Origin of the sequence: Methyloversatilis sp. RAC08, from assembly GCF_001713355.1 — a bacterium.
Lineage (GTDB): Bacteria > Pseudomonadota > Gammaproteobacteria > Burkholderiales > Rhodocyclaceae > Methyloversatilis.
Map to the genome: position 1 here is coordinate 3161143 of NZ_CP016448.1, position 26607 is coordinate 3187749.

At 66.0% G+C, this 26607-nt stretch carries 22 protein-coding genes; 10 read left to right on the forward strand and 12 right to left on the reverse strand.

Translation table 11 applies throughout. The features are described 5' to 3' along the window. Nucleotides 1-537: 537 nt before the first annotated feature. The 4 genes from BSY238_RS14460 to BSY238_RS14470 form a co-directional block, all read right to left on the reverse strand. The gene (locus BSY238_RS14460; protein ID WP_150123952.1) at nt 538-1431 is read right to left on the reverse strand and encodes a PEP-CTERM sorting domain-containing protein; all 894 of its coding nucleotides are present in this window, start codon (nt 1429-1431) and stop codon (nt 538-540) included. Between the two features lie 528 nt (nt 1432-1959). Then, the gene (gene katG, locus BSY238_RS14465) at nt 1960-4131 is read right to left on the reverse strand and encodes a catalase/peroxidase HPI (RefSeq protein WP_069039760.1); all 2172 of its coding nucleotides are present in this window, start codon (nt 4129-4131) and stop codon (nt 1960-1962) included. Nucleotides 4132-4276: 145 nt separating this feature from the next. Beyond that, nucleotides 4277-4438, reverse strand: a complete 162-nt coding sequence (locus BSY238_RS18560; RefSeq protein WP_190295026.1) for a hypothetical protein — start codon at nt 4436-4438, stop codon at nt 4277-4279. A 96-nt stretch (nt 4439-4534) separates the two neighbouring features. Next, nucleotides 4535-4870, reverse strand: coding sequence for an HNH endonuclease (locus tag BSY238_RS14470; protein WP_190295027.1), 336 nt, complete (start codon nt 4868-4870; stop codon nt 4535-4537). A gap of 263 nt (nt 4871-5133) precedes the next feature. On the opposite strand from BSY238_RS14470, the gene BSY238_RS14475 reads away from it, so the two are divergent. Beyond that, nucleotides 5134-5751, forward strand: a complete 618-nt coding sequence (locus BSY238_RS14475; protein ID WP_442922952.1) for a PEP-CTERM sorting domain-containing protein — start codon at nt 5134-5136, stop codon at nt 5749-5751. Between the two features lie 169 nt (nt 5752-5920). Here BSY238_RS14475 and BSY238_RS14480 read toward each other — a convergent pair whose 3' ends face one another. The 4 genes from BSY238_RS14480 to BSY238_RS14495 form a co-directional block, all read right to left on the reverse strand. Beyond that, nucleotides 5921-7114 carry a Y-family DNA polymerase gene (locus BSY238_RS14480; protein WP_069039761.1) on the reverse strand — a complete coding sequence of 398 codons (1194 nt, stop codon included), beginning with the start codon at nt 7112-7114 and terminating at the stop codon, nt 5921-5923. A 10-nt stretch (nt 7115-7124) separates the two neighbouring features. Next, nucleotides 7125-8264 (reverse strand): rhomboid family intramembrane serine protease, encoded by a 1140-nt coding sequence (locus BSY238_RS14485; protein WP_069039762.1) that lies wholly within the window; start codon nt 8262-8264, stop codon nt 7125-7127. Between the two features lie 176 nt (nt 8265-8440). After that, nucleotides 8441-9067 carry an LON peptidase substrate-binding domain-containing protein gene (locus BSY238_RS14490; RefSeq protein ID WP_069039763.1) on the reverse strand — a complete coding sequence of 209 codons (627 nt, stop codon included), beginning with the start codon at nt 9065-9067 and terminating at the stop codon, nt 8441-8443. After that, nucleotides 9064-9987 carry a DUF6279 family lipoprotein gene (locus BSY238_RS14495; RefSeq protein ID WP_223300150.1) on the reverse strand — a complete coding sequence of 308 codons (924 nt, stop codon included), beginning with the start codon at nt 9985-9987 and terminating at the stop codon, nt 9064-9066. The genes BSY238_RS14490 and BSY238_RS14495 overlap by 4 nt, the downstream gene beginning before the upstream one ends. Nucleotides 9988-10122: 135 nt before the next feature. On the opposite strand from BSY238_RS14495, the gene BSY238_RS14500 reads away from it, so the two are divergent. The 4 genes from BSY238_RS14500 (at nt 10123) to BSY238_RS14515 (ending at nt 17214) form a co-directional block, all read left to right on the forward strand. Beyond that, nucleotides 10123-12303 (forward strand): ABC transporter substrate-binding protein, encoded by a 2181-nt coding sequence (locus tag BSY238_RS14500; protein ID WP_069039764.1) that lies wholly within the window; start codon nt 10123-10125, stop codon nt 12301-12303. A 394-nt stretch (nt 12304-12697) separates the two neighbouring features. Continuing rightward, entirely contained in the window at nt 12698-13675 is a 978-nt protein-coding gene (locus BSY238_RS14505; protein ID WP_069039765.1) for an ABC transporter permease, read from the forward strand. Between the two features lie 69 nt (nt 13676-13744). Further along, on the forward strand, nt 13745-15193 hold the full coding sequence (locus BSY238_RS14510; protein WP_069039766.1) for an ABC transporter permease: 1449 nt from the start codon (nt 13745-13747) through the stop codon (nt 15191-15193). Beyond that, complete coding sequence (locus BSY238_RS14515; RefSeq protein ID WP_069040717.1) at nt 15190-17214, forward strand: ABC transporter ATP-binding protein; 2025 nt, start codon at nt 15190-15192, stop codon at nt 17212-17214. The genes BSY238_RS14510 and BSY238_RS14515 overlap by 4 nt, the downstream gene beginning before the upstream one ends. Before the next feature lie 304 nt (nt 17215-17518). Here BSY238_RS14515 and BSY238_RS14520 read toward each other — a convergent pair whose 3' ends face one another. Further along, entirely contained in the window at nt 17519-19021 is a 1503-nt protein-coding gene (locus BSY238_RS14520) for a transglycosylase SLT domain-containing protein (protein ID WP_069039767.1), read from the reverse strand. Nucleotides 19022-19212: 191 nt separating this feature from the next. Between BSY238_RS14520 and BSY238_RS14525 the strand changes: the two genes are divergently transcribed. After that, entirely contained in the window at nt 19213-20175 is a 963-nt protein-coding gene (locus tag BSY238_RS14525; RefSeq protein WP_223300151.1) for a GGDEF domain-containing response regulator, read from the forward strand. Nucleotides 20176-20195: 20 nt separating this feature from the next. On the opposite strand, the gene gloB is transcribed toward BSY238_RS14525, so the two are convergent. After that, nucleotides 20196-20957, reverse strand: a complete 762-nt coding sequence (gene gloB / locus BSY238_RS14530) for a hydroxyacylglutathione hydrolase (RefSeq protein ID WP_069039768.1) — start codon at nt 20955-20957, stop codon at nt 20196-20198. A 77-nt stretch (nt 20958-21034) separates the two neighbouring features. Here gloB and BSY238_RS14535 point away from each other — a divergent pair, with 77 nt between their 5' ends. The 4 genes from BSY238_RS14535 (at nt 21035) to BSY238_RS14550 (ending at nt 24186) form a co-directional block, all read left to right on the forward strand. After that, the gene (locus tag BSY238_RS14535; RefSeq protein WP_069039769.1) at nt 21035-21781 is read left to right on the forward strand and encodes a class I SAM-dependent methyltransferase; all 747 of its coding nucleotides are present in this window, start codon (nt 21035-21037) and stop codon (nt 21779-21781) included. Between the two features lie 14 nt (nt 21782-21795). Then, nucleotides 21796-22233: a ribonuclease HI gene (gene rnhA / locus BSY238_RS14540; RefSeq protein ID WP_069039770.1), complete on the forward strand. Its 438-nt coding sequence runs from the start codon at nt 21796-21798 to the stop codon at nt 22231-22233. 64 nt (nt 22234-22297) lie between these two features. Beyond that, a complete protein-coding gene (gene dnaQ / locus BSY238_RS14545) occupies nt 22298-23017 on the forward strand; it encodes a DNA polymerase III subunit epsilon (protein ID WP_069039771.1) in 720 nt (239 codons plus the stop codon). A 134-nt stretch (nt 23018-23151) separates the two neighbouring features. Next, nucleotides 23152-24186 (forward strand): isocitrate/isopropylmalate dehydrogenase family protein, encoded by a 1035-nt coding sequence (locus BSY238_RS14550; RefSeq protein ID WP_069039772.1) that lies wholly within the window; start codon nt 23152-23154, stop codon nt 24184-24186. A gap of 353 nt (nt 24187-24539) precedes the next feature. Here the strand turns inward: BSY238_RS14550 and BSY238_RS14555 are convergent, their stop codons facing one another. After that, complete coding sequence (locus BSY238_RS14555; protein ID WP_069039773.1) at nt 24540-25823, reverse strand: c-type cytochrome; 1284 nt, start codon at nt 25821-25823, stop codon at nt 24540-24542. Next, a complete protein-coding gene (locus BSY238_RS14560; protein WP_069039774.1) occupies nt 25820-26569 on the reverse strand; it encodes a c-type cytochrome in 750 nt (249 codons plus the stop codon). Before BSY238_RS14560 ends, BSY238_RS14555 begins: the two co-directional genes overlap by 4 nt. Nucleotides 26570-26607 lie beyond the last annotated feature (38 nt).

Below are 26607 nucleotides of genomic sequence, written 5' to 3' on the forward strand. Positions count from 1 at the left end.
AGGGACAAGCTCCCACAGGGACAAGCTCCCACAGGGACAAGCTCCGATCAAAGGGCCTGACCCGTGACCGGATCGGGCGCCACGCCCGAGCGATCCGTTGCAGTTGCGCGGGCGTGGCGGTTGGCCTCAGGCCAGACCGAAGCGGTCAGCCTGCTCGGGGCCCTGATCGTCGATCTGGGGCTGGTGGTGTTCTGCCTGATCTTTGCCTTCGTCTTCAACTGGCCTGACGACCGGATGTTTCGCCGCCCGCGCTGCCGTCGTCTGGAATCCAACTGCCACCGGAGTGAACGATGCCCATGCAGATCAAGCGGTTGGCGCCGTGCAGTCAGCTGACTGGCGATCGAAAAGGAAGGTTCATCGGGTTACGCGGGCGCATCCCTACCCGAAACGGCATTCACGCAACAAGTACCGGCTGTATGTTGCGCCGAAGCGGCGGCTTGCTTCACCAAGGGGTGACACTTCAGGCACCGGCCGCTGTGTTCGATCAAGCGCGCACCCCCATTCCCCTGCGCAAGCTGGAACGAGGACGGCAGCAGTTCAGAAACCCTTGCGTCGCCGCGCGACGGTGCCGACCAGTGCGAGCCCGGCCAGCATGAGGGCGTTGATCGTTGGTTCGGGTATCGGGACGATTGGCACCCCGAACGTTCCGGAGCCCGATTCGACCACAGACAGACCCTGCGGCAGGATGAGATTCAGAAAGGCAGTGTTGCTCAGATCTCCCGACACGGTGAAGCCTGCCGGCACCCGAGTTGCCGTGAAGCTGATGAAGGCCTCGAACTCCATGTCTATCGCAGCACCGGGGGATGCGAACGTCACCTGGCGAGTGACACTGAGTGTGTCATCGATTGCACCTTGCTGTGTGTAGCGGGCGGAGTCGGTGGTATTGAGTCCGACGACCGGGCCGAACGACAGCAGGCTGTTGGCACTCACCTCACCCGACACTCCGGTGGTTTCCAGATTTCCATGCACCACGAGTTCAAGCGTCACGGCGTAGGTGCCGGCCACTGCCGAGCTGAGCGTCAACACGTCCTTCGCCTGGGCATAGACGTTGATCAGCGGCACTCCGAAGCCGAACATGTCGGTGCCGGTTGAATTCGTCAGACTGCCGCCGATCTTCAGGAGCTGATTGCCGATGTCGGCGTCCGCCGTGTAGGAGAAGCTGCCCGCCGTGCCACCGGAAATATTCACCACCGAGCGGTCATACGGCAGGTCGATCTCGGATTCGGTCAAGTTGACCAGTGGTGCATTGCCGCCGAAGGCGTCGGTGTCGATGAGCGCCCGCACCTCCAGACCCACATTGTTGACCAGCACTGCAGACGCGGTGCCACTGTGCAGCGATGCCATCGCCGCCAGAGCGATACCTGTGAGGGTGCGAGAAACTTTCATGTCCTGCCTCCGCGGGAAAGGATGAAACGCGATCGGTCTGACCACGTTACTCGTCCATCCTGGGCGATCGACATGTTGATCGCCATGTACCCGAAAGGGTGTGTGTGCATATATTCACGGGGAATGAAGAACAACACAAAACTGCAACAAATCACGTTGGCACCCGGCAGGTGCGGAACACGGGCAAACAGCGACGATCTGCGCAGGAGTCGGTCCACGTCCGTCCCGGCAACACCAGCCGGCCATGCAGGCAGCGCGCGGTGCCCGCCGACGTCCCTGCTCACGTTGTTCGGCTGACGCCGCGACATTCGAGATCCGGTCGCGTACAGGGTGCGCCCCTGCTGAGACGGCACTGCTGCGCCTGACCGCGATGCCGTTCCAAAACAGTTCAGTTCCAGGGTCGGCCCTGCGCGGCCGACCGGCTGCGCAGGCGTCGAGCGATGCTCGCCCAACTCGCTGCTGCGCACCTGTCGGCGTTCCGGACACTGAGCATGTAACTGCGCGTGTTTGGCGACCGGGTCGCGCACAGGGTGCGCTCCCCCAGGAGCAGCATCTGGGCCGTGGCCGCGGACGTCAGGCCAGATCGAAGCGGTCGGCGTTCATCACCTTGGTCCAGGCGGCGACGAAGTCGCGCACCACCTTTTCCTTGCTGTCGTCCTGCGCATAGACCTCTGCGCAGGCGCGCAGGATGGAATTGGAGCCGAATACCAGGTCGACCCGGGTGGCGGTCCATTTCACCTGGCCGGTCTTGCGGTCACGGATTTCGTACAGGTTGCTGCCGGCTGGCTTCCACATGTACGCCATGTCCGTGAGATTCACGAAGAAGTCGTTCGTCAGCGCGCCGACGCGGTCGGTGAATACGCCGTGCATGCTGCCGCCGTGGTTGGTGCCGAGCACCCGCATGCCGCCGATCAGCACGGTCATTTCCGGCGCCGTGAGGCCCATGAGCTGGGCGCGGTCGAGCAGCAGTTCCTCGGCGGTGACCACGTAGTCACGCTTCTGCCAGTTGCGGAAGCCATCGGCCACCGGTTCGAGCACTTCGAAGGATTCGACGTCGGTCTGCGACTGCGTCGCATCGCCGCGACCCGGCGCGAACGGCACCGGGATGCCGAAGCCGGCCGCCTTGATGGCCTGTTCCACGCCGACATTGCCGGCGAGCACGATCACGTCGGCCAGGCTGGCGCCGGCAGACGACGCGATGGGCTCCAGTACGCCGAGCACGCGGGCGAGGCGGGCCGGCTCGTTGCCCTCCCAGTCTTTCTGCGGCGCGAGGCGGATGCGCGCGCCATTGGCGCCGCCGCGCAGGTCCGAGCCACGGAAGGTGCGGGCGCTGTCCCACGCGGTGGCCACCATGTCGCCGATCGACAGGCCGCTGGCGGCAATCTTCGCCTTGACCGCGGCGACGTCGTAGCCGGTGTTGCCGGCGGGTACCGGGTCTTGCCAGATCAGGTCTTCCTGCGGCACGTGCGGGCCGATGTAGCGGGCCTTCGCACCCATGTCGCGGTGGGTGAGCTTGAACCAGGCGCGCGCAAACACCTCCGAGAAGTAGGCCGGGTCGGCATGGAAGCGCTCGGAAATCTTGCGGTAGGCCGGGTCCACCTTCATCGCCATATCGGCGTCGGTCATGATGGGGTTGCGGCGGATGGCCGGGTTTTCCGCGTCGACGGGCTTGTCTTCTTCGCGGATGTTGACCGGTTCCCACTGCCAGGCACCGGCGGGGCTCTTCTTCAGCTCCCAGTCGTAGCCGAGCAGCAGCTTGAAATAGCCGTTGTCCCACTGCGTCGGGTGGGTGGTCCAAGCCCCCTCCAGACCGCTGGTGACGGCGTTGCTGCCGACGCCGCGCGTGCTGTGGTTCATCCAGCCGAAGCCCTGTTCCTCGAGTGGTGCGCCTTCGGGTGCGGGGCCGAGCAGTGAAGCATCGCCATTGCCGTGGCATTTGCCGACGGTGTGGCCGCCTGCCGTCAGGGCGCAGGTTTCCTCGTCATCCATCGCCATGCGGGCGAAGGTGATGCGCACATCGTGTGCGGTCTTCAATGGGTCGGGCTGGCCGTCGACTCCTTCAGGATTCACGTAGATCAGCCCCATCATCACGGCGGCCAGCGGGTTGTCGAGGTCGCGCTGGCCGGAATAGCGGCTGTTCGGATTGTCGCTGGGTGCCAGCCATTCCTTCTCGGAGCCCCAGTAGATGTCCTTTTCCGGGTGCCAGATGTCGGCACGGCCGAAGCCGAAGCCGAAGGTTTTCAGGCCCATCGATTCATAAGCCACCGTGCCGGCGTACAGGATGAGGTCGGCCCACGACAGCTTGCTGCCGTACTTCTTCTTGATCGGCCACAGCAGGCGGCGTGCCTTGTCGAGGTTGCCGTTGTCGGGCCACGAGTTGAGCGGTGCGAAGCGCTGGTTGCCGGTACCGCCGCCGCCGCGGCCATCTGCGACGCGATAGGTCCCTGCCGCGTGCCAGGCCATGCGGATCATCAGGCCGCCGTAATGACCCCAGTCGGCCGGCCACCAGTCCTGGCTGTCTGTCATCAGCGCCGTGACGTCCTTCTTGAGCGCTGCGAAATCGAGCTTCTTCACCTGTTCCCGATAGTTGAACGAATCGCCCATCGGATTCGTCTTTCGATCGTGCTGGTGCAGGATGTCCAGGTTCAGCGACTTGGGCCACCACTCCATCACGGATATGTCGGCCGATGTGGCGCCGCCGTGCATGACCGGACATTTGCCGGCGGACTCGTCTCGTGCATTCATCGTGCTCTCCTTTGGTAGTGACCCCGGCACGTTCGCTCCGGCTGAGGCCTTGCACACAACCCGTGCCGATGGCTCGGGTGATTTCTGATCGGGATCAATCAGGACAGATCAATCGCGGCGCCAGAAAGTTCTGACAAGGCTTGCATCAGTCCGCTGCCGCCCGCACCGTGCAGCGCATAAGGTTTGAGACATTGCGCAGCAAACGGATCTTCGTCGATGCCTTCGGGATTGCGATCGCTATTTTCTGCAGAAGGGCTTCAACAATCACCGCGAGATGCCGGCGTTCGACCCTGTGCCGCTTCGGCATGTTTATTCGTGCGCGTTTCAGCCCGCTGTCCTGCCCCTCCAGTCATGAGGGTATCCCGGATCCTGCGCCTTTTGCCGGCGGCAACGGAGCGCGCGATCAGGCGCGTGTCGGCGGTCTATGCCGGTCGTCGAATTCCGGCGGTCGGCGGCGTATCCAGCGGATGAAGGCGGCGATGTCCGGCTGTTCGCGCAGGCGCTCGGGCGTGGCGTAGTCACGCGCCAGTTCGTCCTCGCTCAGCACGGCGTGCAGCTTGCGGTGGCAGATGCGATGCATCAGCACCGTGACGCGTCCGCCCTTCGATTTCGGCACCAGATGGTGCTGGTCCACCACCGATCCGGCGCGCATCGGCCGTCCGCACAGCGGGCAGGGTGCGTCTTCGCGCAGGCGCTTACTGGCGCCATCGTGTGCGGTCGGGTCCGGTTTGCGTGTCATGTCGAACCAGTGACCGACCCGGACCGCTCGCGGTTCCGGCCGCGCGGCGCGTCCGCGTGACGATTGCGTGATGTTCGCGTGACAACGGGAACTTCATAGCGCACGAAGCTTCTATCCGACGCTGCGTCTTCGGACGAAGCCGCGCGCGTGACGCAACGCATCCGGTCCGCACGCGCAGGGAGGATAGACGCAGGATCGACACCACATCGACAAGCGGCCGGCCCACCGGCCCATGACCCTTCTATCCATTCAGGAGCGTATCCATGATGATCAGGAATATTGCAGCAAGTGCAGCACTCGCGGCCCTGGCCGCTTCCCCGATGACGGTCAGCGCGGCGTTTCCGATCGAACCCATCGGACCTACGGTAACCGTATTTACCGCCACCCCCACACTCGTCGGTGCGGGTGTGTCGGTGAGTGCTCTCGGCCTGGCTTCGCTGACAAGCGATGCGTCGGGCAATCTGGTCGGTCTGTTTCCGATCACCGGGGGGCTGCTCGACCCCGATCTTTCGAACGCCACCGTGGAACATGTCGGCAGCGGCTTGCGCCTGTCGCGCGGCGGCGTCGATGTCGATCTGCAGAACTTCCTGATCGACACCACGCTTGCGGTTGATACCATTTTCGGCAGCGTCACGTCGGGTGCAACCTTCATCCCGCTTGCGCCGCTGTTTTCGCTGTCCGGCCTGAACCTGGTGGTGACCGACCCGGCCGGCGACGCGCTGGCGGCCTTTCTGGGCATCCCCGACCTCGGAGGTGCCCAGGTTGGCTTCGCACTGACCAGCCCGGTCGCCGCCGTGCCCGAGCCCGAAACCTACGCCATGCTGCTGGCCGGCCTAGGCCTGATCACGCTAGCCGCGCGCCGGCGTACGCAGAAAGGTTGATCGCGCGCGCGGACGGCGAGCAGTGAAGTTCTTGTGGGAGCGGCGGCCTCGCCGCGATCAATTCCGCGACGGCCATTGATCAGAGTGCGTATCGCGGCGAGGCCGCCGCTCCCACAGGCCGCTGCTCCCTCAGGAACACGTCGCCAGCTCGTCTTCCCGCGCCTTACGTTCAGAAGGGCAGCGCGAGCTGCCCTTCTTTCTTGTCGGGCGCAGCACCTGGCGGGGGCAGTGCGTCGGCACGCATCAGGTGGCCGGCCCGCACACCGAGCAGGCGGAAGCGCCGGTCGAGTGGCATGCGCTTGACGCAAAGTCCTGCGTGATGACGGATCGCAGGCGCATCGCATATGTATACAGGCAGCGTCAGTTCGCGAGTCAGGATGCTGAAGTCATCGAGCCGCATCTTCGCTCCGATGGATTTCGCGACATAGCCCTTGCGCTGAAGGTCTTCCGCCAGGCGCTCGCACAGACCGGTGAAGATCTCGCCCAGTTCGGCACGGTCATGGCGCGCATGCAGATCACGCTCGAAGGTGGTTTCGCGGCTGAGCGACTTCGCCTCGCGCTCGGTCACCAGCGGCCGGTCGTCGCGGCCGTGCGCAGCGGCGGTCAGCCAGCGGCCGTAGCTCTGGCCGAACTGTTCGATCAGCCAGAGCGGTTCGGCGGCCGCCAGTTCGGCGATGCTGCCGATGCCCAGCGCTTCGAGCTTCGCACTGGCTTTCGGGCCGATGCCGTTGATCCGTCTGGCCGGCAGCGGCCAGATGACGGATGGCACATCGGCTTCGGTCAGCAGCGTGATGCCTTGCGGCTTGTGCAGATCGGACGCCAGCTTGGACAGCAGCTTGTTCGGCGTGATGCCGATCGAGCAGCTGAGCCCGGTTGCCGCGAGCACTGCCTGCTGGATGCGCAGCGCGATGGCGCGCACACCGCCGTGCATGTCCTCGCCAATGGCATCCTGCGCGCCCGGCAGGTCGGTCAGGTCCATGTAGATCTCGTCGATGCCGCGGTCCTCGATCAGCGGGGCATGCTCGGACACGGTTGCCTTGAACAGCCGCGAGTAATGTCGGTAGGCGTCGAAATCGACCGGCAGCAACACGGTATCCGGCGCCAGCGCGGCGGCTTTCATCAGTCCGATGCCGGAATGCACGCCGAAAGCGCGCGCTTCATAGGTGGCGGTTGTGGCGACGCCGCGGCCGGCGTAGTCGCGCAGACGGGCGAAGCGGCGCGTGCCATCGGGCAACCGTTCGGGCTGATGGCGGGCGCCGCCGCCCACCACCATCGGCAGGCCGCGCAGCTCGGGGTAGCGCAGCAACTCGACCGAGGCGAAGAAGGCGTCCATGTCGAGATGGGCGATCCAGCGGCGGGTCATGGCGGCCGGATCAATTCGGCTTGCCGCTTCGCGGCGCCACCTGCGGTGGCGGCTGGCTGGCCTGTTCCAGCGCCTCGCGTACGCGCTCGATGTCATGCGCGCGCAGGCCATCGACCAGCGCGCGCGAGGCATCGAGCCGACGTTCGGCATAGCGACGCAGGCTTTCCAGCGTCGGTGCCGACGGTGCTTCCGGACTGAGGCGCAGGTCGGTCAATTCGTCAAAGCGCTGCTGGTAGGCGTCGGCCACTTCGGATTCGATGCGCCCGGCCAGTTCGTCGAACGACGCGCCGGACGACTGCGCATCGCCGAGCAGCTGCGTCCAGCGGTCGGCGATGCGCTTGTCCTCACCGATGAATTCGCGGATTTCGCCGCGTGCCATCACCTCTTCGCTCCAGCGATAACGCGGCGACGGAATGCCGATGATCATCAGCACCAGCGCAGTGACCAGCGTGAAGCCGGCCAGCCATTGCCCGGCCGACGCGGTATGTGTGCGATAGCGGCCAAGCAGCGGCTTTGCGCCCTCGCCCAGCGGTTGTGCCAGCGCCGCACCGGCCAGCAGGCCGGCGATGAAGCCGCCGATGTGTGCACCGTTGTCGATGCCGGGGATCTGGAAGCCGAGGAAGATGGTGATGGCCGCGAACAGGCTGGCACCCCAGAACAGACGGGTGAATTCGCGTCGGTCCAGCGTATCGCGCTGCTGCCACAGAAAGCTCAGCAGCGCGCCATACACGCCGAAGATGGCGCCCGATGCGCCGCCCGACACTGCGCGATCGCCCTGCGAAATCAGTGAAAGCAGATTGCCGGCCAGACCGCTCGCCAGATAGATCGTGATGAAGCGCGCCGGACCGAACATGCGTTCTACCAGCCGGCCGCCATCCCACAGCGACAGCATGTTCATGCCCAGATGGAACAGCCCGAAGTGCAGGAACAGCGCGCTGCCCAGCCGCCACCATTCGCCGTCCTTGGTCGCCGGGCCGAAATTGGCACCCCAGGCGAACTGCACGTCGCTCGACGAATGCCACAGGCCGGCGCCATACAGCAGCATCAGCACGAAAACACCGACATTGAGCACGACCAGCGTGAGCGTGACCGGAATATGCCGGCGGCGCCGGATCAGCTGGTCGAGCAAGGGCAGGGGGGTGGGGGTCACGTGCGGTGTTGCGTCATGCAGGATTGAACCGAGCGTAGCACTCCAGTCCGGCGCCGATGATCACCATCGTGTATCCGTTTGCGACCTGTCCGGGCGGAAGTCGCAGAGGTACGCAGCAATGACATCGACCACGGCGCGTGCGTAGACCGCTGAAGCCGATTGGCCGCGCCGCTGAGTCAGCGACCGAATTCGGTCATGTCCAGCAGGTCGCTGATCAGCTCGAGACGGAGCAGCGGATCGGTCATTTCCATCATGCGCTGGCGGTCTTCGGCCGGTACCGGCAGAAGTTCGCACCAACGGTTGGCCACCCAGCCGGCGGCGTCGAAGCGACGGGGTTCGAGGATGGGCGACACCTCGGCCGATTCGAACACTTCGAGCATGCGCACCAGATTGGCCGCGACATAGGCCAGATCCGACGGTACCTTGACATGCGGGTCGTCCGGCAGCACTTCGATGTCGGCCATCCACAGACCATGCGGCGTCTGTTCGCTGGCCGTCACCTTGAAGCGCGAGGTGCCGCGGGTGACGATTTCGATCAGCCCGGGTTGCGGGGTCTGGTAGTCGATGATTTCGGCCAGCGTGCCGATGGCGTGAAAACGCTCGCCCGGCGTCGGCCCGGGGCGCTGCACGTCCTGGCCCTGGGTCAGCGCCACCACGCCGAACGGCTTGCCGCTCTTGTGGCACTGCTTGATCATCGTCAGATAGCGCACCTCGAAGATGCGCAGCGGCAGCATACCGTCGGGAAAAAGCACGACGCCGAGCGGAAACAGCGGAATGGCGTCGGGAGAAAGTGAGGTCGTCATGAGCGGGCCTGTAGGCTGAATTCGCTGCGGCGGCAGGCGATCTGTTCGATATCGGCGATGAGCGAGGCGGCTTCGCGCTGCAGGTGCTTGCGCTGAGTCGGCGTGAGCGAGGCCGACAGCGCCGACAGCGCCTCGGCCGCGCGGGCACGATTGGCGTCGAAGGCGGCGGAATAGCCCGGCGTGAAGACGTTGCCGGGCGACACGAACAGGGTTTCGAGGTCGCTGATCACGGCGCCGCGATCGGCATTGCGGCGCGCCAGCACGTCGGCCAGTGCAGTTTGCCAGCGACGGCGGCTTTCCATGCCGTCCTCGCCATTGCTGCGTACGTCGCGTGCCCAGTCGTCTATCAGCGCCAGCTGCGCCGGCGTGAGTTTGCCCAGCCATGCCTCACTGCGCTTTTTCATGCGCTTTGCGCGCTCGCGCACCAACTCATCGCGCGGTGGCTCGACCCAATCTTCAACATAGTCACGGTTGCTCTTTTTCATCCGCTTGTTGAATGTCTCGATCTGCGCCGGCGTGGCGCCCACCATCAGCGGCCCGACTTCACGCGCCGCGCGGCGAGCGATGTCGTGGCCGAATCCCAGGGCCTGGTCGATGTGCACATTGGCGCGCGCCACGCTCAGGCCGGCGCGCATGTCGGCATCGACCGTGCGCAGCCAGGCCGAGTATGCAGGAAGCTGGGTTGCGCAGTGCCAATCTACGAGCCGAGTGACCGCCGGCTCGACCTCCGCACGTTGCGCCGAATACATCGGAAGGTAGTCATCGAGTCGCCAGGCGATCAGGCGGTCGAGCTGGTTGTAGCCCATCTGCACGAAGCTGCAGCCGGCGAGCGCGAGCGCGACGGCGAGCGCGGGCAGCATCGCTTTCAGGGCGTGGACACGGAAACGGAACAGGTTCATCGGCGGGCGCAGAGGTGACACATCGTCTCCATCCTAGACCGATCGTCGCACCGTCGGTTCGCCGAGTGGACCGCCAGGCCTGTAAGCCGGGCTTCACCGGAAACCTTTTTCCGCTCGCCCGCTCACAGATCGGACCTCGCCGCCTACAATCCGCCCATGATCCGACTGCGACCGTTGCACCGCACCCTGTGCCGACTGCTGGCCGCATCCTGTGCCTCCGTGCTGCTCAGTGGCTGCGGCGAGGTCTGGAACAACCCGTATCCGGCGGCGGAACGCGGTCGCAACATTCTCTACACAGCGTTCACCGATCGTCCGAAGCACCTCGACCCGGTGCAGTCGTACAGCGAAAACGAAATCACCTTCACGGCGCAGATCTATGAGGCGCCGCTGCAGTACCATTATCTCAAGCGACCGTTCGAACTGACGACGGCGACGGCCGAGGCGATACCTCAGCCGCGCTTCTATGACCGTGATGGCCGTGAGCTGGCGGCTGATGCCCCGGCCGCCGACATCGCCGAGTCGGTGTACGACATCCGCATCAAGCCGGGCATCCGCTATCAGCCGCATCCGGCGCTGGCGCGCGACGAAGCCGGCAATTACCGCTACCACTCGGGTGGCCCGGGCGAGCGGCTGACGCTGTACGACTTCGAACAGACCGGCTCGCGCGAGCTCGAAGCCGCCGACTACGCCTACCAGATCAAGCGGCTGGCGCACCCGGGTCTGCATTCGCCGATCTTCGGCCTGATGAGCGACTACATCGTCGGTCTGAAGGAATTCGGCGACACGCTGAAGGATGCCGCGAAGACCCTGCCGCCGGGCGCCTGGCTGGATCTGCGCCAGCACGCCTTGCCTGGCGTCGAGGTGATCGACCGCCACACCTACCGCATCCGCCTGAAAGGCAAGTATCCGCAGTTCCTGTATTGGCTCGCCATGCCCTTCTTCGCGCCGGTGCCGTGGGAAGCCGATCTGTTCCACGCCCAGCCCGGCATGGCGGAGCGCAACCTCACGCTCGACTGGTACCCGATCGGCACCGGCCCCTACATGCTCAGCGAAAACAATCCGAACGCGCGCATGGTGCTGACGCGCAATCCGAACTTCCGCGAAGAAACCTATCCGTGCGAAGGCGAGGAGGGTGACCGTGCAGCCGGTCTGCTGGCCGACTGCGGCAAGCGCCTGCCACTGGTCGAACAGATCGTGTTCACGCGCGAGAAGGAACAGATCCCCTACTGGAACAAGTTCCTGCAGGGCTACTACGACGCGTCCGGCATCAGCTCCGACTCTTTCGACCAAGCGGTGCAGTTCGGCCAGACCGGCGAAGTGAGCCTGAGCGACGGCATGCAGGCGCAGGGCATCCGGCTGCAGACCTCAGTGTCGACGTCCACCATGTACATGGGCTTCAACATGCTCGACCCGGTGGTCGGCGGCATGGAAGAGCGCGGCCGCAAGCTGCGTCAGGCGATCGGCATCGCGCTCGACCAGGAAGAGTTCATCTCCATCTTCCAGAACGGCCGCGGTCTGCCGGCGCAGTCGCCGCTGCCGCCGGGCATCTTCGGCTATCGCGACGGCCGTGCAGGCACCAACCCCAATATGTACGACTGGGTGAATGATCAGCCGCAGCGCAAGCACATCGACGAGGCCAGGAAGCTGCTGGCCGAAGCGGGCTGGCCGAACGGTCGTGATGCGAAAACCGGCGAGGCGCTGGTGGTCAATCTCGACACCACGGGCACCGGTCTCGGCAGCAAGGCGCGCATCGACTGGCTGACCAAGCAGTTCGATCAGCTCGGCGTGCAACTGGTGGTGCGCAGCACCGACTACAACCGCTTCCAGGAAAAGGTGCGCAAGGGCGCCGCGCAGCTTTTTTTCTGGGGCTGGAACGCCGACTATCCGGACCCGGAAAACTTCCTGTTCCTGCTCTACGGCCCGCAGTCCAAGGTGAAGGTGCAGGGCGAGAACGCGGCAAACTACGAAAACGCCGAGTTCGACCGTCTGTTCGAGCGGATGAAGGCGATGGACAACAGCCCGGAGCGGCAGGCCATCCTCGACCGCATGCTGGCCATCCTGCAGCACGACGCGCCCTGGGTGTGGGGCTTCCACCCGAAGAGCTATGGCCTGGAACACAGCTGGGTGTTCAACCGCAAACCGTCGACCGTGGCCAACAACACGATGAAGTACACCCGCATCGACCCGGCGCTACGTGAAGCGAAGCGCGCCGAATGGAACCACCCGGTGCGCTGGCCGCTGGTCGCTGGCGCACTGCTGCTGCTCGCGCTGGTGTGGCCCGCGTGGCGTCACTGGAAGCGCTCGGAACAGGCGCGCGCTGTGGGAGCGACCGCATGAACCTGCTGCCATCGCTGGCATTCATTGATGTGGCACTGTCACGGGCCCCTGTGGGAGCGGCGATCCATTGCAGGCTTCGCGGGCGGCGAGCAGTGCTCGCCGAAACCCCCGCTCCGTTCCACGGCTGGCCCTACATGGCCAGCCGGCTTCGCGGGCGGCGAGCAGTGCTCGCCGAAACCCCCGCTCCGCCCTCGCCGCGATCGGCACCGACCCTGTGGGCGCGGCGGCCTGTGGGAGCGGCGGCCTCGCCGCGATACGCACTTTGCAATGCGACCATCGCTGCACGATCGCGGCGAGGCCGCCGCTCCCACAGGGACAGCTCCCACCATCACCGGTCCCTCAGGCACGTCGCTGATCAGGCGTGCTTTCGGTGCACAGTCGAAGGCGCCGCGCGGTGATCGCCTACATCATCCGCCGGCTGCTCTATGCCATTCCGATCCTGATCGGGGTCAATCTGATTACCTTCCTGCTGTTCTTCGTCGTCAATTCGCCGGACGACATCGCGCGCATGCAACTGGGCGCGAAGCGCGTGACGCCGGAGGCGATCGAGAAGTGGAAGGCGGAGCGCGGCTACGACAAGCCGCTGGTGTGGAACGCTGACGCGCCGGGTGTGGCGAAGGCAACCGACACCATCCTGTTCGACAAGTCGGTGCGCATGTTTGCGCTCGACTTCGGCCGCGCCGACGACGGCCGCGACATCGCCCTCGAAATCAAGAGCCGCATGGGGCCCAGCCTCGCCATCGCGATTCCGACCTTCATCCTCGGGCTGTTCGTCACCGTCAGTTTTGCGCTGCTGCTGGTGTTCTTCCGCAACACCGCGCTCGATGTCGGCGGTGTCGTCCTGTGCGTGGCGGCGATGTCCATATCCGGCTTGTTCTACATCATCGGCGGCCAGTATCTGGTCAGCAAGGTGTGGAATCTGGTGCCCATCTCCGGCTACAGCGGCGGGCTGGATGCAGGCAAATTCCTCGTCCTTCCGGTGCTGATCAGCGTGATCGGCGGCATCGGCGCGTCGGCACGCTGGTACCGCACGCTGTTCCTCGAAGAGATCAACAAGGACTACGTGCGCACGGCGCGCGCCAAGGGCCTGTCGGAGCTGCGCGTGCTGTTCCGCCATGTGCTGAAGAACGCGATGATCCCCATCCTGACCGGTGTGGTGGTGGTCATTCCGCTGCTGTTCATGGGTTCGCTGCTGCTCGAAAGCTTCTTCGGCATCCCGGGGCTCGGCAGCTACACCATCGACGCCATCGGCTCGCAGGACTTCGCCGTGGTGCGCTCCATGGTGTTCATCGGCTCGGTGCTCTACATCGTCGGTCTGCTGCTGACCGACATTTCCTACACGCTGGTCGATCCGCGGGTGAGGCTGAACTGATGTCGACCTGCGCATTCCGTCTGCTGCCCGACGCCTGCGTGACGCGGCGCACCGCGAGGCACGGCTGACATGGATTTCAAACCGCTCCTGTTGTGGTCCGACATTCTGCTGTGGGCCATGGTCGCCGGCTGCATCGCGCTCGCCGTCTACTGCCGGCGGCAGGACTACCTGCGCCGCGCGTGGCGGCGGGTCGGCGAGTCCGGTGTGGCGATGGCGTCGGCGACGATACTGGCGGCCTTCGTCAGCGTAGGCCTGCTCGATTCGCTGCACTACCAGCCGCGACTGCCGGCGCAGGAAGGCAGCACCGAAGCGCAATATGCGCCCGAGGTGCTGTCGGTGCTCGACGCGCTGGTCGCGGACCTGCGCCTCAACAAGGAAAAGACCTACTCGGCGCCACTGGCCACGCACGCCTTCGCGAAGGAAACGATGGAGCGCGACGGCGTGCAGACGCGCGACTACCCGCGGCTGAAGTGGGGCGGTGCGCACCTTGACGATGTGGCCGGGCGCGACAGCGATCTCGCGCGCCGTGCGCTGAGCGGTGCGTTTTACGGTCTGCTGTTATGGGCGGCGGTGGTCGGCGTGGCAGTCGGGTGCATGGCGCTCGCGCGCGGCGCCGCCTACGGCGCCACGTGTCGCACCGTATGGCGGCCCGACACCGCGGCGACCCGGCCGATCGCCTGGCGCGCGGTGTTCGCGACGCTTGCAGTGCTGTGCGTGATCGGCGGCATCACCGCGGCCTGGTCCGGGGGGTACCACGTGTTCGGCACCGACAAGGTCGGGCAGGACGTGCTCTATCTGTCGCTCAAATCGGTGCGCACCGCGCTGCTGATCGGCACGCTGACCACGCTGGTGACGCTGCCGCTGGCGGTCGCGCTCGGCCTGATCGCGGGCTTCCGCGGCGGCTGGTGGGACGACGCGATCCAGTACCTCTACACGGTGCTGAACTCCATCCCCGGCGTGCTTCTGATCGCTGCCATGGTGCTGATGATGCAGGTCATCATCGATACCCACCCTGAATGGTTCGAAACCGCCGCCGAGCGCGCGGACGCGCGGCTGCTGGCGCTCTGCTTCATTCTGGGCCTCACCTCATGGACCGGCCTGTGCCGGCTGCTGCGTGCGGAAACGCTGAAGCTGCGCGAACTCGATTACGTGCAGGCGGCGCGCGCCTTCGGCGTCGGCGACGCGCGCATCATGGCGCGCCATATCCTGCCCAACCTGATGCACATCGTGCTGATTGCGCTGGTGATGGATTTCTCCGGCCTGGTGCTGTCGGAAGCGGTGCTGTCCTACATCGGCATCGGCGTCGACAGTTCGATGAACAGCTTCGGCACCATGATCAATGCGGCACGTCTGGAGCTGTCGCGCGAGCCGGTCGTGTGGTGGTCGCTCGCAGCCGCCTTCGTGCTGATGCTGGCGTTGGTGCTGGCGGCCAATCTGTTCGCCGATGCAGTGCGCGACGCCTTCGATCCGCGCTTCCAGTGGCGCGCGCGGCGCATCGTGAAGAAGGTGACAGCATGAGCGGACCCGACGTGAGACAGGCGGTCGAGCCGCTGCTCGATGTGCGCGGCCTGATTGCGGAGCTGGATACGCCGGCCGGCATTGCGCGCGCGGTCGACGGCCTCGACTTCGAGGTGCGTGCCGGCGAAACCATGGCGCTGCTGGGCGAATCCGGCTGCGGCAAGTCGATGACGGCCGGCGCGCTGATGCGCCTGCTGCCCGACGTCGGTTACATCGCCGGCGGTTCGGTCAAGCTGGCCGGGCGCGAGCTGACCACGTTGACCGAGGCGCAGATGCGCGAAAGTCGCGGCAGCGACATGGCCATGATCTTCCAGGAGCCGGCAACCAGCCTGAACCCGGTACTCACCGTGCTGCAGCAGATCGGTGAGGTGCTGGCCACCCATCGCGGCCTGCGCGGCGCACCGGCGCGCGCCCGGGCGCTCGAACTGCTGGACGCGGTCGGCATTCCCGATGCGGCGCGCCGGCTCGACGAATACCCGTTCCAGTTTTCCGGCGGCATGAAGCAGCGCGTGATGATCGCAATGGCGCTGGCTGGCGAGCCGCGCCTGTTGATCGCCGACGAGCCGACCACCGCGCTCGACGTGACGATACAGGCGCAGGTGCTCGACCTGCTGGCGCGGCTGCAGCGCGAGCGCGGCATGGCGGTGCTGCTGATCACGCACGACCTCGGCGTGGTGGCGCGCATGGCGCACCAGATCGGTGTGATGTACGCCGGTCAGCTGATCGAACAGGCACCGCGTGCGGCTTTCTTCACGCGGCCCGCGCATCCGTACTCGAAACTGCTGTTCGATGCGCTGCCGGATGCCGCGCGCCACGGTCGCGGCGAACTGGCGACCATTCCCGGTTCGGTGCCGCCGCTGACCACCGTCTTTACCGGCTGCCGTTTCGCCGACCGCTGCCCGCTGGCCTGGTCGCGCTGCCACGACGAAGCGCCGGCCTGGCATGTGGCGGGCGAGGCCCAGCGCGTGCGCTGCCATCTGTACGACCCGGCGGAGGCGGCGCGCGCTGCGCCGATGGAGACGGCGGCGACGCCAGTCGTGGCCGATGGCGGCATCGAGGCAGGGCAGACGCCCTTGCTGTCGGTGCGCGATCTGAAAGTGCATTTCCCGATCCGTCGCGGCGTGCTGCAGCGGGTGGTCGGTCAGGTGCGGGCGGTCGATGGCGTGTCGCTCGATATCCGCCCGGGTCGCACGCTGGCGCTGGTCGGTGAATCCGGCTGCGGCAAGACCACGGTGGGCAAGGCCATCCTGCGTCTGATCGAACCGACCGGCGGTACGGTGAGCCTCGATGGTCAGGACGTCGGCAGCCTTTCGAGAAGCGCGCTGCGCAGCCTGCGTGCGCGCATGCAGATGGTGTTCCAGGACCCGTACGGGTCGCTTAACCCGCGCATGCGGGTCGGCGAAATCATCGGTGAAGGCATGGGCGCGCTGCAGCAGCGCGGTGACGGCGTGGCGGTGACGCGCCTGCTCGAACAGGTCGGCCTGCGTGCCGACATGGCCGATCGTTATCCGCACGAGTTTTCCGGCGGCCAGCGCCAGCGCATCGCCATCGCGCGCTCGCTGGCGGTGCAGCCCGCGCTGATCGTGTGCGACGAACCCACGTCGGCGCTCGACGTGTCGGTGCAGGCGCAGATCCTTAACCTGCTGGGCCGGCTGCAGCGTGACATGGGGCTGGCCTATCTGTTCATCACGCACAACATCGCGGTGGTCGAACACCTCGCGCACGAGGTGGCGGTGATGTACCTCGGGCGCATCGTCGAGATCGGCAGCGTGGACCAGGTGCTCGGCGCGCCGCGCCATCCCTACACGAAGGCTTTGCTCTCGGCCGTGCCGCGTGCCGACCTCGACGCCGCAACCCTGCCGCAGAAGCTGACGGGCGACCTGCCGTCGCCGGCCGATCCGCCGTCAGGCTGCCATTTCCACCCGCGCTGCCCGCGCGCGCAGGCGCGCTGTCAGACCGATGCGCCGGTGCTCGAAAGCCGTGACGGACGTCAGGCCGTTGCGTGCTGGTTCGCGGACTGAATGCGGATTGGCGAACCGGGCGGTGAAGATCGGCAGGTGAGCAGCGCGCTGAAGCAGCCATGCAAGCGGCCCTGCGGGAGCGAAGGCCTGTGGGAGCGGCGGCCTGTGGGAGCGGCGGCCTCGCCGCGACTGTGTCGCGACTATCTTTATGCAAAGTGCGTATCGCGGCGAGGCCGCCGCTCCCACAGGGCAGCCACCACAGGGCAGCCACCACAGGGCAGCCACCACAGGGCAGCCACCACAGGGCAGCCACCACAGGGCAGCCACCACAGGTCGCCGCGCCGGCTTGCCGCAAGCCCGACCGCTACTTTCCGGTCGTTGATTTTCCAGCTGGGATCACCGTAGTCTTCCGTGCTGGCGGGGTGCTGACCTTCTTCTTCTGCACCGCCGGCTTCACCGCTTTGCTGCCTGTGGCGGGCGTGACCGGTACATTCACCCAGCGACCGTTGCGCTTCACGCGCTTGTACTTGGGCTTGTCGACGCCCAGGCGCGGCGCTTCTTCGGCGCTGCCTCCGTCCAGCGACAGGCTGCTGTTCTCGTCCGGCACCAGCAAAGTGCTGCCCGGGCCGATGCGCACGGTCGGTGACAGGCCGTTGAAACGGCGTAGCCGCCATTCGCTGACGCCGAAGCGGCGGATCACCGTGGCCAGCGTTTCCTTCGGCCCCAGCGTATAGGTGCGCCAGGGCGCGCCGGCGGTCGGCGCGGCGGACGGGTTGCGGTTGTCCAGATTGGCCATGAAGGTATCGACCGCGTGCGCCGGCAGCACCAGCTGCGCGCCGCCCTTGCCGGTACGGATGACTGGCCGCTTGTGCTGCGGATTGAGCGCCTTGATTTCGGCCAATGGCACGTCTGCCAGCCGGGCGGCAGTCGCCAGATCCATCGACGGCGCTTCGGCCACCTGGGCGAAATAGGGTTTGTTCTCGACCGATTCGAGTTCGATGCCGAACAGTTCGGGCTGCGCGATGATGTTCTTCAGCGCCTGCAGCTTGGGTACGTAATGGCGCGTTTCGGCCGGCATGTTCAGCGAGGCGTAGTCGGTCGGCAGGCCGGCCGCCTGGTTGCGCAGCACGGCGCGCCCGACCGCACCTTCGCCCCAGTTGTACGACGCCAGCGCCAGATGCCAGTCGCCGTGCATTTCGTAAATCTTCTGCAGGTATTCGAGCGCTGCCTGGGTTGAGGCGACGATGTCGCGCCGGTCGTCGCGCTGCGCGTTCTGTTCGAGTCCGTACAGCTTGCCGGTGGACGGGATGAACTGCCACAGACCGGACGCCTTGGCCACCGACAGTGCCTCGGGGTTGTAGGCGCTTTCCACCATGGGCAGCAGCGCCAGTTCGGTCGGCAGACCGCGCTTCTCGATCTCTTCGACGATGTGGAACATGTAGCGCCGGCCCCGTTCGGACATGCGGCGGAAGTAGTCGGGTCGGTTCAGATACCAGGCCTGGTGCTCTGCGACCAGCGGGTGGTCGAGGTCGGCCATGCCGAAGCCCTTGCGGATGCGTTCCCACAGGTCGTCCGGCGGCAGGGTGAGGTCGACCGGCTTGATTTCATCTTCCGGTGCCCGGACGATTTCGGTCGGTTCGGGGAAGGGGATGGGTTCGGCCTTGCCCGGTTTGATGCCCGGTGTGCGGCTGGTGTCACCCGGTTTTTTCGTCACCCGGCTGCGATCCGGCGTGCTGACTGATGACCGTGCAACGGGCGCGTCGCCGGAATTCTCGCTGACCACGCTGGTGGCCGCGCAGCCGGCGAGCAGCAGGCCCGACAGCAGGAGTGCGGCGCGGCGCAGGAGGGAGTCGATGAGAAGCGGCATTGCTGCGAAAGAGCCAAACCCCGAATGCTAGCCACCCGGAGCATGCAGCGTCAAACCCGATTGCGGACGCTGCCGGCATTGAAGAACCGATGAAGAGACCCCGGACGGACCGCATGGGTTGCACATAGTTTCGTTTCGTCAGACACCCGCACGCGCGGCGCGCCCGTGGCTTATGATGCGGAAAAAAGGGTATGTCCATGAAAGCGCTGATCATTGAAGATTCCCAGACGGGGCTCGCCGTCATCAGTCAGCATCTCGAACGAATGGGCATTCTGCCTATTGCCGCCACCGACGGCGAAGCCGGCATTGCCGCTTTCCGTGAACACAACCCGGACATCGTGCTGCTCGACGTGGTGCTGCCGGGCATCGACGGCTACGAGGTCGCGCGACGCATCCGCGCCATCGAGCAGTCCGGCGAATGGACGCCCATCCTCTTCCTGACCGCGCGTACCGCCGATACCGATCTGGTGCAGGGCATCACCGCCGGCGGAGATGACTACCTGTTCAAGCCGGTCAGCGAAGTGGTGCTGGCGGCAAAGGTACGTGCGATGCAGCGCATCCTTCAGATGCGCTATTCGCTGGTGGTGCTGACGCGCAAGCTCGATGCCGCCAATCAGGAATTGACCCGGCTGAGTTCGCTCGACGGCCTGACCGGGCTGGCCAACCGCCGCCAGCTCGACGAAACCATCATGCGCGAATGGCGGCGCGCGGCACGCTACAAGCGGCCGATCGCGCTGGCACTGGTCGATGTGGACAACTTCAAGCAGTACAACGACACCTACGGTCACATCGCCGGCGACGAATGCCTGAAAAGCGTCGCCAATGCCTTGCTCGCGGTGTCGCGCCGACCGAGTGATCTGGTGGCGCGCTACGGTGGCGAGGAATTCGCGCTGGTGCTGCCGGAAACGGATCTGAGCGGTGCGCGCCGGGTCGGCGAGGGTTTGTGCGACTCGATCCGCGCGCTCGGCATCGAACATCGTGCGGTGCCGGGCGGCAAGCTGACCATCAGTGTCGGCGTCGCCAGCACGACACCCGGGCAGGAAAGCGGCGGTCCGCAAAGCCTGCTCGCAGAGGCCGACTTCGCGCTCTATTCCGCCAAGGCCGGCGGTCGTGACCGCGTCGGCTACAAGGTGCCGGAAGTCGCCGTGGAGTGATTTGCGGCGACGACGCCTCGTCAAAAAGCGTTTTTCCACTCCCGAAGTATCGCGAACACCTCGACCGGACTGTTCAATCTGCGGCCGGCGTGTGCTTCGGCCGCGCGGATGACTGCCGCTTCGCGCACGCGCAGGAAGGGGTTGGTCGCCAGTTCTTCGGCCAGTGCGAACGGTACGCTGGGCTGATCGGCGGCTCTGAGTTTCGCGACGCGCCGTGCGCGGGCGATCAGCGCCTGGTTGTCCGGTTCGACCGCCAGCGCGAAGCGCAGATTGGATTCGGTGTACTCGTGCGCACAGTAGATGCGCGTGTGCAGTGGCAGCGAGGCGATGCGCGACAGCGAGTGCCACATCTGTTCCGCCGTGCCTTCGAACAGCCGCCCGCAGCCGGCGGCGAACAGCGTGTCGCCGCAGAACAGCGCATCGCCGCCATACCAGGCGATGTGGCTGCGCGTGTGGCCCGGCACTTCGAGCACGCTGAGGGCCGTACCGAGCCAGGGCAGGTCCAGGCGCCGGCCTTCGGTCACGGGATCGGTCACGTCTGCGATGCGCGCGTCGGCCGGGCCATAGACGCGCGCACCGCTGCGGCGCACCAGTTCGGCGACGCCGCCGATGTGGTCGTCGTGGTGGTGGGTGATCAGAATGGTGTCCAGCGTGAGGCGGTGGCGTTCGAGTGCGGCGAGCACCGGGTTGGCGTCACCCGGGTCGACCGCCAGCGCGCGCGTTCCGTTTGCGACCAGCCAAAGATAATTGTCGCCAAACGCGGGTATCGGATATATCTTCATGCGCCCGATTCTGGCGTGACGCTGACGCAATGACAATGTGTCGGCGTCACGCATGACGATCCACCGCCCCGTAAAACATGTCGATTCCTGGTTTGCACGAATGGCTGGATACCCCGCAGGGACAGTATGTCCAGCGTTGGGAGCACGCGCAGGTCGACGAAATGGTGGCCGATGTGTTCGGTTACAACGCGGTACAGATCGGCCTGCTGCAGCACGACTACCTGCGCGCAAACCGGATGCCGTTCAAGCTGTACAGCGACGATGCGCGCCCCGGCCCGTTGCCGGCGCTGGTGTGTGATCCCGTGCATCTGCCGTTTCCGGCCACCAGCATCGATCTGGTGGTGCTGCCGCATGTGCTCGAATTTGCTGCCGACCCGCACGCTGTGCTGCGAGAGGTGGAGCGCGTGCTGGTGCCGGAAGGCCAGGTGCTGGTGACCGGCTTCAATCCGTTCAGCCTGTGGGGCGCACGGCGGCGCCTGCAGGAACGCGATCCCTTTCCATGGAATGGCGACTGGCTGTCGGTGCCGCGCCTGCGCGACTGGTTCAAGCTGCTCAACCTGGACACGCAGGCGGGCTGTTTCGGCTGCTACCGTCCGCCGGTACGCAGCGAAAAATGGCTGGCGCGCTGGAGTTTCATCGAATCAGCCGGAGACCGCTGGTGGCCGTTTCTGGGTGGCGCCTATGTGCTGCAGGGTGTCAAGCGGGTGCATGGCATGCGCCTCATCACGCCGCAATGGAGCGACCGCCGCGCTGCCGCGCGGGCCGTGGCCAGCGTCGGCAGCGCCCGTCGCAATACCGTGCCGGACCGCAAGTTCGGTACCTGAACCTGGAGCAGATTTTGGACGATGTGATCATTTACACCGACGGTGCCTGCAGCGGCAACCCGGGCCCGGGCGGCTGGGGCGCGCTGCTCAAGTGCGGCGGCGTCGAGCGCGAACTGTCGGGTGGCGAGCGCGCGACCACGAACAACCGCATGGAACTGATGGCGGTGATCGAGGCGCTCAACGCACTGAAGAAGCCGGTGCGTGCCGTGGTCTACACCGATTCGCAATACGTGCAGAAGGGCATCAGCGAGTGGATACACGGCTGGAAGCGCAAGGGCTGGAGGACGGCTGGCGGCGATCCGGTCAAGAACGTCGACCTGTGGCAGGCGCTCGACGCGGCGGCGCGCGTGCATGAAGTCGAGTGGAAGTGGGTCAAGGGCCACGCAGGTCACCCTGAAAACGAGCGCGTCGACCGGCTCGCGCGCGACGCGATTCCCGCGCGCGGCGCGTAAGCGCGACGGCTGGCTGTAGAATGCGCGGCGCTGCAGTCCGACCTGTTTCCAGATTCCCCTTCCCATGAAGCGCCAGATCATCCTCGATACCGAAACGACCGGGCTGGAATGGCAGAACGGCGACCGGCTGATCGAAATCGGCTGCGTCGAAATGGTCGGCCGCAAGCGTACCGGCCGGCAGTTTCATCGTTTCGTCAATCCGGAACGCGAGGTGCCGGAGGGGGCCGTCGCCATTCACGGCATCACGACCGAATTTCTTGCCGACAAGCCGAAATTCCGCGACGTGGCGGCCGAATTCGTCGATTTCGTGCGCGATGCCGAACTGGTCATCCACAACGCCGCCTTCGACGTCGGATTCATCGACAACGAACTGAATCTGATCGGGCTGCCGCTGCTGCGCACGATCACCAGCGGCCCGCCGATCGACACCGTGCGCATGGCGCGCGACATGTTCCCCGGCAAGCGGGCCAACCTCGATGCACTGTGCGAGCGCTTCGGCATCGACAACACGCACCGTGAATTCCATGGCGCGCTGCGCGATGCCGAACTGCTGGTGGAAGTCTATCTGGCGATGACGCGCGGTCAGGAAAGCCTGATCATCGATCTCGAACCGGATGCCGCAACAGTGCGCAGTGCCGCGCCGACGCGCGTTTCCGGTGCATTGCGCCGCGTGCAGGCGAGTGAGGCCGAGCGTTCGGAGCACGAACGCGTGCTGGCGGAGATCGACAAGGCCAGCGGCGGCGCCACGGTATGGCGCGCCATCGAGCCGGTCACGCCGGCATGAACATCGGGTCTGCCGGTACGTGCCGCCAGACCCTGCCGGGGCAGGTTTCTTGCTTCGGCCTTCCCACATTTCCGGACGCTGCGCCAACCCGGCGCTGACGTACGGCGATGCATAACCATGACAGGAGACCCCGAATGAGTGCGCAGAAAATTCCCGCCACCCTGATACCCGGCGACGGTATCGGCCCCGAAATCATGGACGCCGCGCTGGCTGCGCTGGATGCCGTCGGTGCGCCGTTCGAATGGGATACCCAGCCGGCCGGCATGGGCGCGCTCAAGACGCATGGCGATCCGTTGCCGGAGGCGACGCTGGAAAGCATCCGCCGCACCCGGCTTGGCCTGAAAGGACCGCTGGAAACACCGGTCGGCGGCGGCTTCCGCTCGATCAATGTGCGCCTGCGCGAAGCTTTCAAGCTGTACGCCAACATCCGTCCGGCACGCACGCTGATCCCCGGCGGTCGCTATGACAACATCGATCTGATCGTCTGCCGCGAAAACCTCGAAGGCCTGTACATGGGCTACGAGCACTTCATCCCGATCGAGGGCGACCCGCACGCGGTGGCGATGTCGACCGGCGTGAACACCCGCCAGGGTGCGCGCCACATCCTCGAATACGCGTTCGAACACGCGATCGCGCTCGGCCGCAAGAAGGTGACCGTGGTGCACAAGGCCAACATCATGAAGGCGCTGACCGGCATCTTCCTGGAGACCGCCGAACAGATGTACGAAGAGCGCTACAAGGGGCGCATCCAGTTTGAGCAGGTCATCGTCGACGCCTGCTGCATGAAGCTGGTGATGAATCCGTGGCAGTTCGACGTGCTGGTGACCACCAACCTGTTCGGCGACATCCTGTCCGATCTGACCGCCGGTCTGGTCGGTGGCCTGGGCATGGCGCCGGGTTCGAACATCGGCGCCGACGCGGCGATCTTCGAAGCCGTGCATGGCTCGGCGCCGGACATCACCGGCAAGGGCATCGCCAATCCGACGGCGCTGGTGCTGGCGTCCGCGCTGATGCTCGACCACGTGAAACTGCAGGACATGGGTGACCGCATTCGCAAGGCGGTGTCGGATACGCTGAACATCGACAACGTGCGCACCGGTGATCTGGGTGGCAAGGCGACGACGAAGCAGTACACCGATGCCCTGGTCGCACGTATCCGCAACAGCTGATCGCTGTCGGAGCACAGATCCTGTGCGAGCGGTGGCCTTGCCTCGATGGGTGGACACCCTGTGGGAGCGGCGGCCTCGCCGCGATCGTGCAGCGACCGTCGTTGTGCGGAGTGCGTATCGCGGCGAGGCCGCCGCTCCCACAGGAACAGCTCCCACAGGAACAGCTCCCACAGGAACAGCTCCCACAGGAACAGCTCCCACAGGAACAGCTCCCACAGGAACAGCTCCCACAGGAACAGCTCTCACAAGGGCTGCTCTCACTGAACTTCGGTCACCATTAAGCCGCGCAGATCCCGAATGCAGTGGCGAACGCTCCCGCAGTGTGCGTCTTCTCGGTCCGTGCCGCCGGGCACTCAGCGCAGGTTGCCGCGGTAGCGCTGCACGTCGATCACGCTGACCGGGCTTGCGGCATTGCTCCAGCTGCCGCGGATGTGTGACACGACCAGCGCGATGTCTTCGTCGCTCAGGCTGGCGGCAAACGGCGGCATGCCGAAGGGACGCGGATTGCCTTTCGTGGCGGGGGCAAAGCCACCGCCGAGCACGATGCGCAGCGGATTGGCCGGCGGGTCCAGCGTCACCGCGCGGTTGCCGTCGAGCGCCGGGTAGAAGTTGCCTGCGCCTTCACCGCCTTCGCCATGGCAGCCTGCGCAATGGTCGGCATACAACTGCGCTGCGCGGACGCGCTGCGCATCGTCGAGCGCGAGGGCCCTGCTGGCGACGGTCATCGACGACGTCGAAGGCAAGGCCTGCAGATAGGTCGCCATCGCGTCCAGATCACTTGCCGTCAGATATTGAGTGCTGCCGTACACCACCTCGGCCATCGGACCGGCGACCGATGCGTCGCGCGTGACGCCGTCGCGCAGTAGCGCGATCACGTCGTCGCGTTTCCAGTCCTGCACGCCCGCCTCGTGCGGTGAGGCCAGCGACGGCGCATACCAGTTCTGGCCGGCCAGCAGTCCGCCGGCCAGCTTGTCCGCGTCTTCGCTGGCGCCCAGCGCGTTGCGTGGTGCATGGCACGCGCTGCAGTGGCCGAGCCCTTGCACCAGATAGGCGCCGCGGTTCCAGGCTGCGGATTGCGACGCGTCGGCCTGGAATACGGCCGGCTTGAAGTACAGCGCCCGCCAGGCGGCCAGCGCAGTCTGCGAGTCGTACGGGAAGCGCAGCACGTGCGGCCGACCGGCTTGCTGCGTCGCCGGCAGCGTTTGCAGATAGGCCCACAGCGCGTCCGAATCTTCGCGCGTGACGTGGGTGTAGCTCGTGTAGGGAAAGGCCGGGTAGAGCAGTCGGCCGTCGCGCGCGCGACCTTCGTGCAGCGCCCGCCAGAAGTCGTCGGCCGTCCAGCGGCCGAGACCGGTGTCGGGGTCGGGGGTGAGATTGCTGGTGTAGAACGTGCCGAACGCGGTGTCGATGGCGCGCCCGCCGGCCCAGGGCTTGCCGCCGCGCGCGCTGTGGCAGGCCATGCAGTTGCCGGCGCGCGCCAGATACTCGCCGCGTGCGACGAGTTCGGCCGGCGGCGCGAAGGAGCGGGATGCATCGGCAACCGGGGGCGTGTCCGGATCGGCGTCACGACCGGTCGACCACCAGGCAAGTGCCACCAGAAGCGTGAGCAGCGGAAGTATCAGTGCAGCGCGCTTCATCGTGCGGCTCCATCCGCTGTCTGCGAGGCCGGCACGCCACCGCAGCGTATCGGCAGCTCGCGTGCCGGCATGGCCGCAGGCTTGGCGCCAGGCGGCACCGTTTGCGCGGCCAGCCATTGCGACACCGCGCCGATGTCGTCGGCGCTCAGCTGCTTGACGATCTGTGCCATGCAGTCCGGCGCATGCGCCTGGCGGATGCCGCTTTTCCAGGCGCTCAGCTGGGCGGCCAGATAGTCGCGCGGCAGGCCGATCAGGCCCGGAATCGCGGGCGCCACACCCATCAGCGGGTCGCCATGGCAGCTGGCGCAAGCTGGCAGGTCACGCGCCGGATCACCTTCGCGCACCAGTTTTTCGCCGCGGGTGAGCGCTGCATTGGGGCCGGTGGCACGCACGGCCGGGTAGGGCAGGTCGAGCGCTGCGAAGTGGTCGGCCATGTCGCGCAGGTAGTCATCGCCGAGCGTCTGCAGCAGTTCCGACATCAAGGGGTACTGGCGGCGACCATCGCGGAAGTTCAGCAGCTGATTGTGCAGATAGCCGGCCGGCTTTCCGGCGATGCGCGGGTAGTAGCCGTCCGGGCCGGCGCGGCCTTCGGCGCCGTGACAGCCGGTACAGGCGAGCACGCGCTGCGCCATCGTGTCTTCGACGAGGGGTGCGGCAAGTGCCGAAAAGGACAGCACGGCGCAGCAGGTGAGCAGCGAGCGCCGCACCGGCAGGCGGGCAGGGCGGGATTCAGACAGACTTTTCATCGGAGCGGTGAGTCGGGCACACAGGAGGCGGTGAAGCC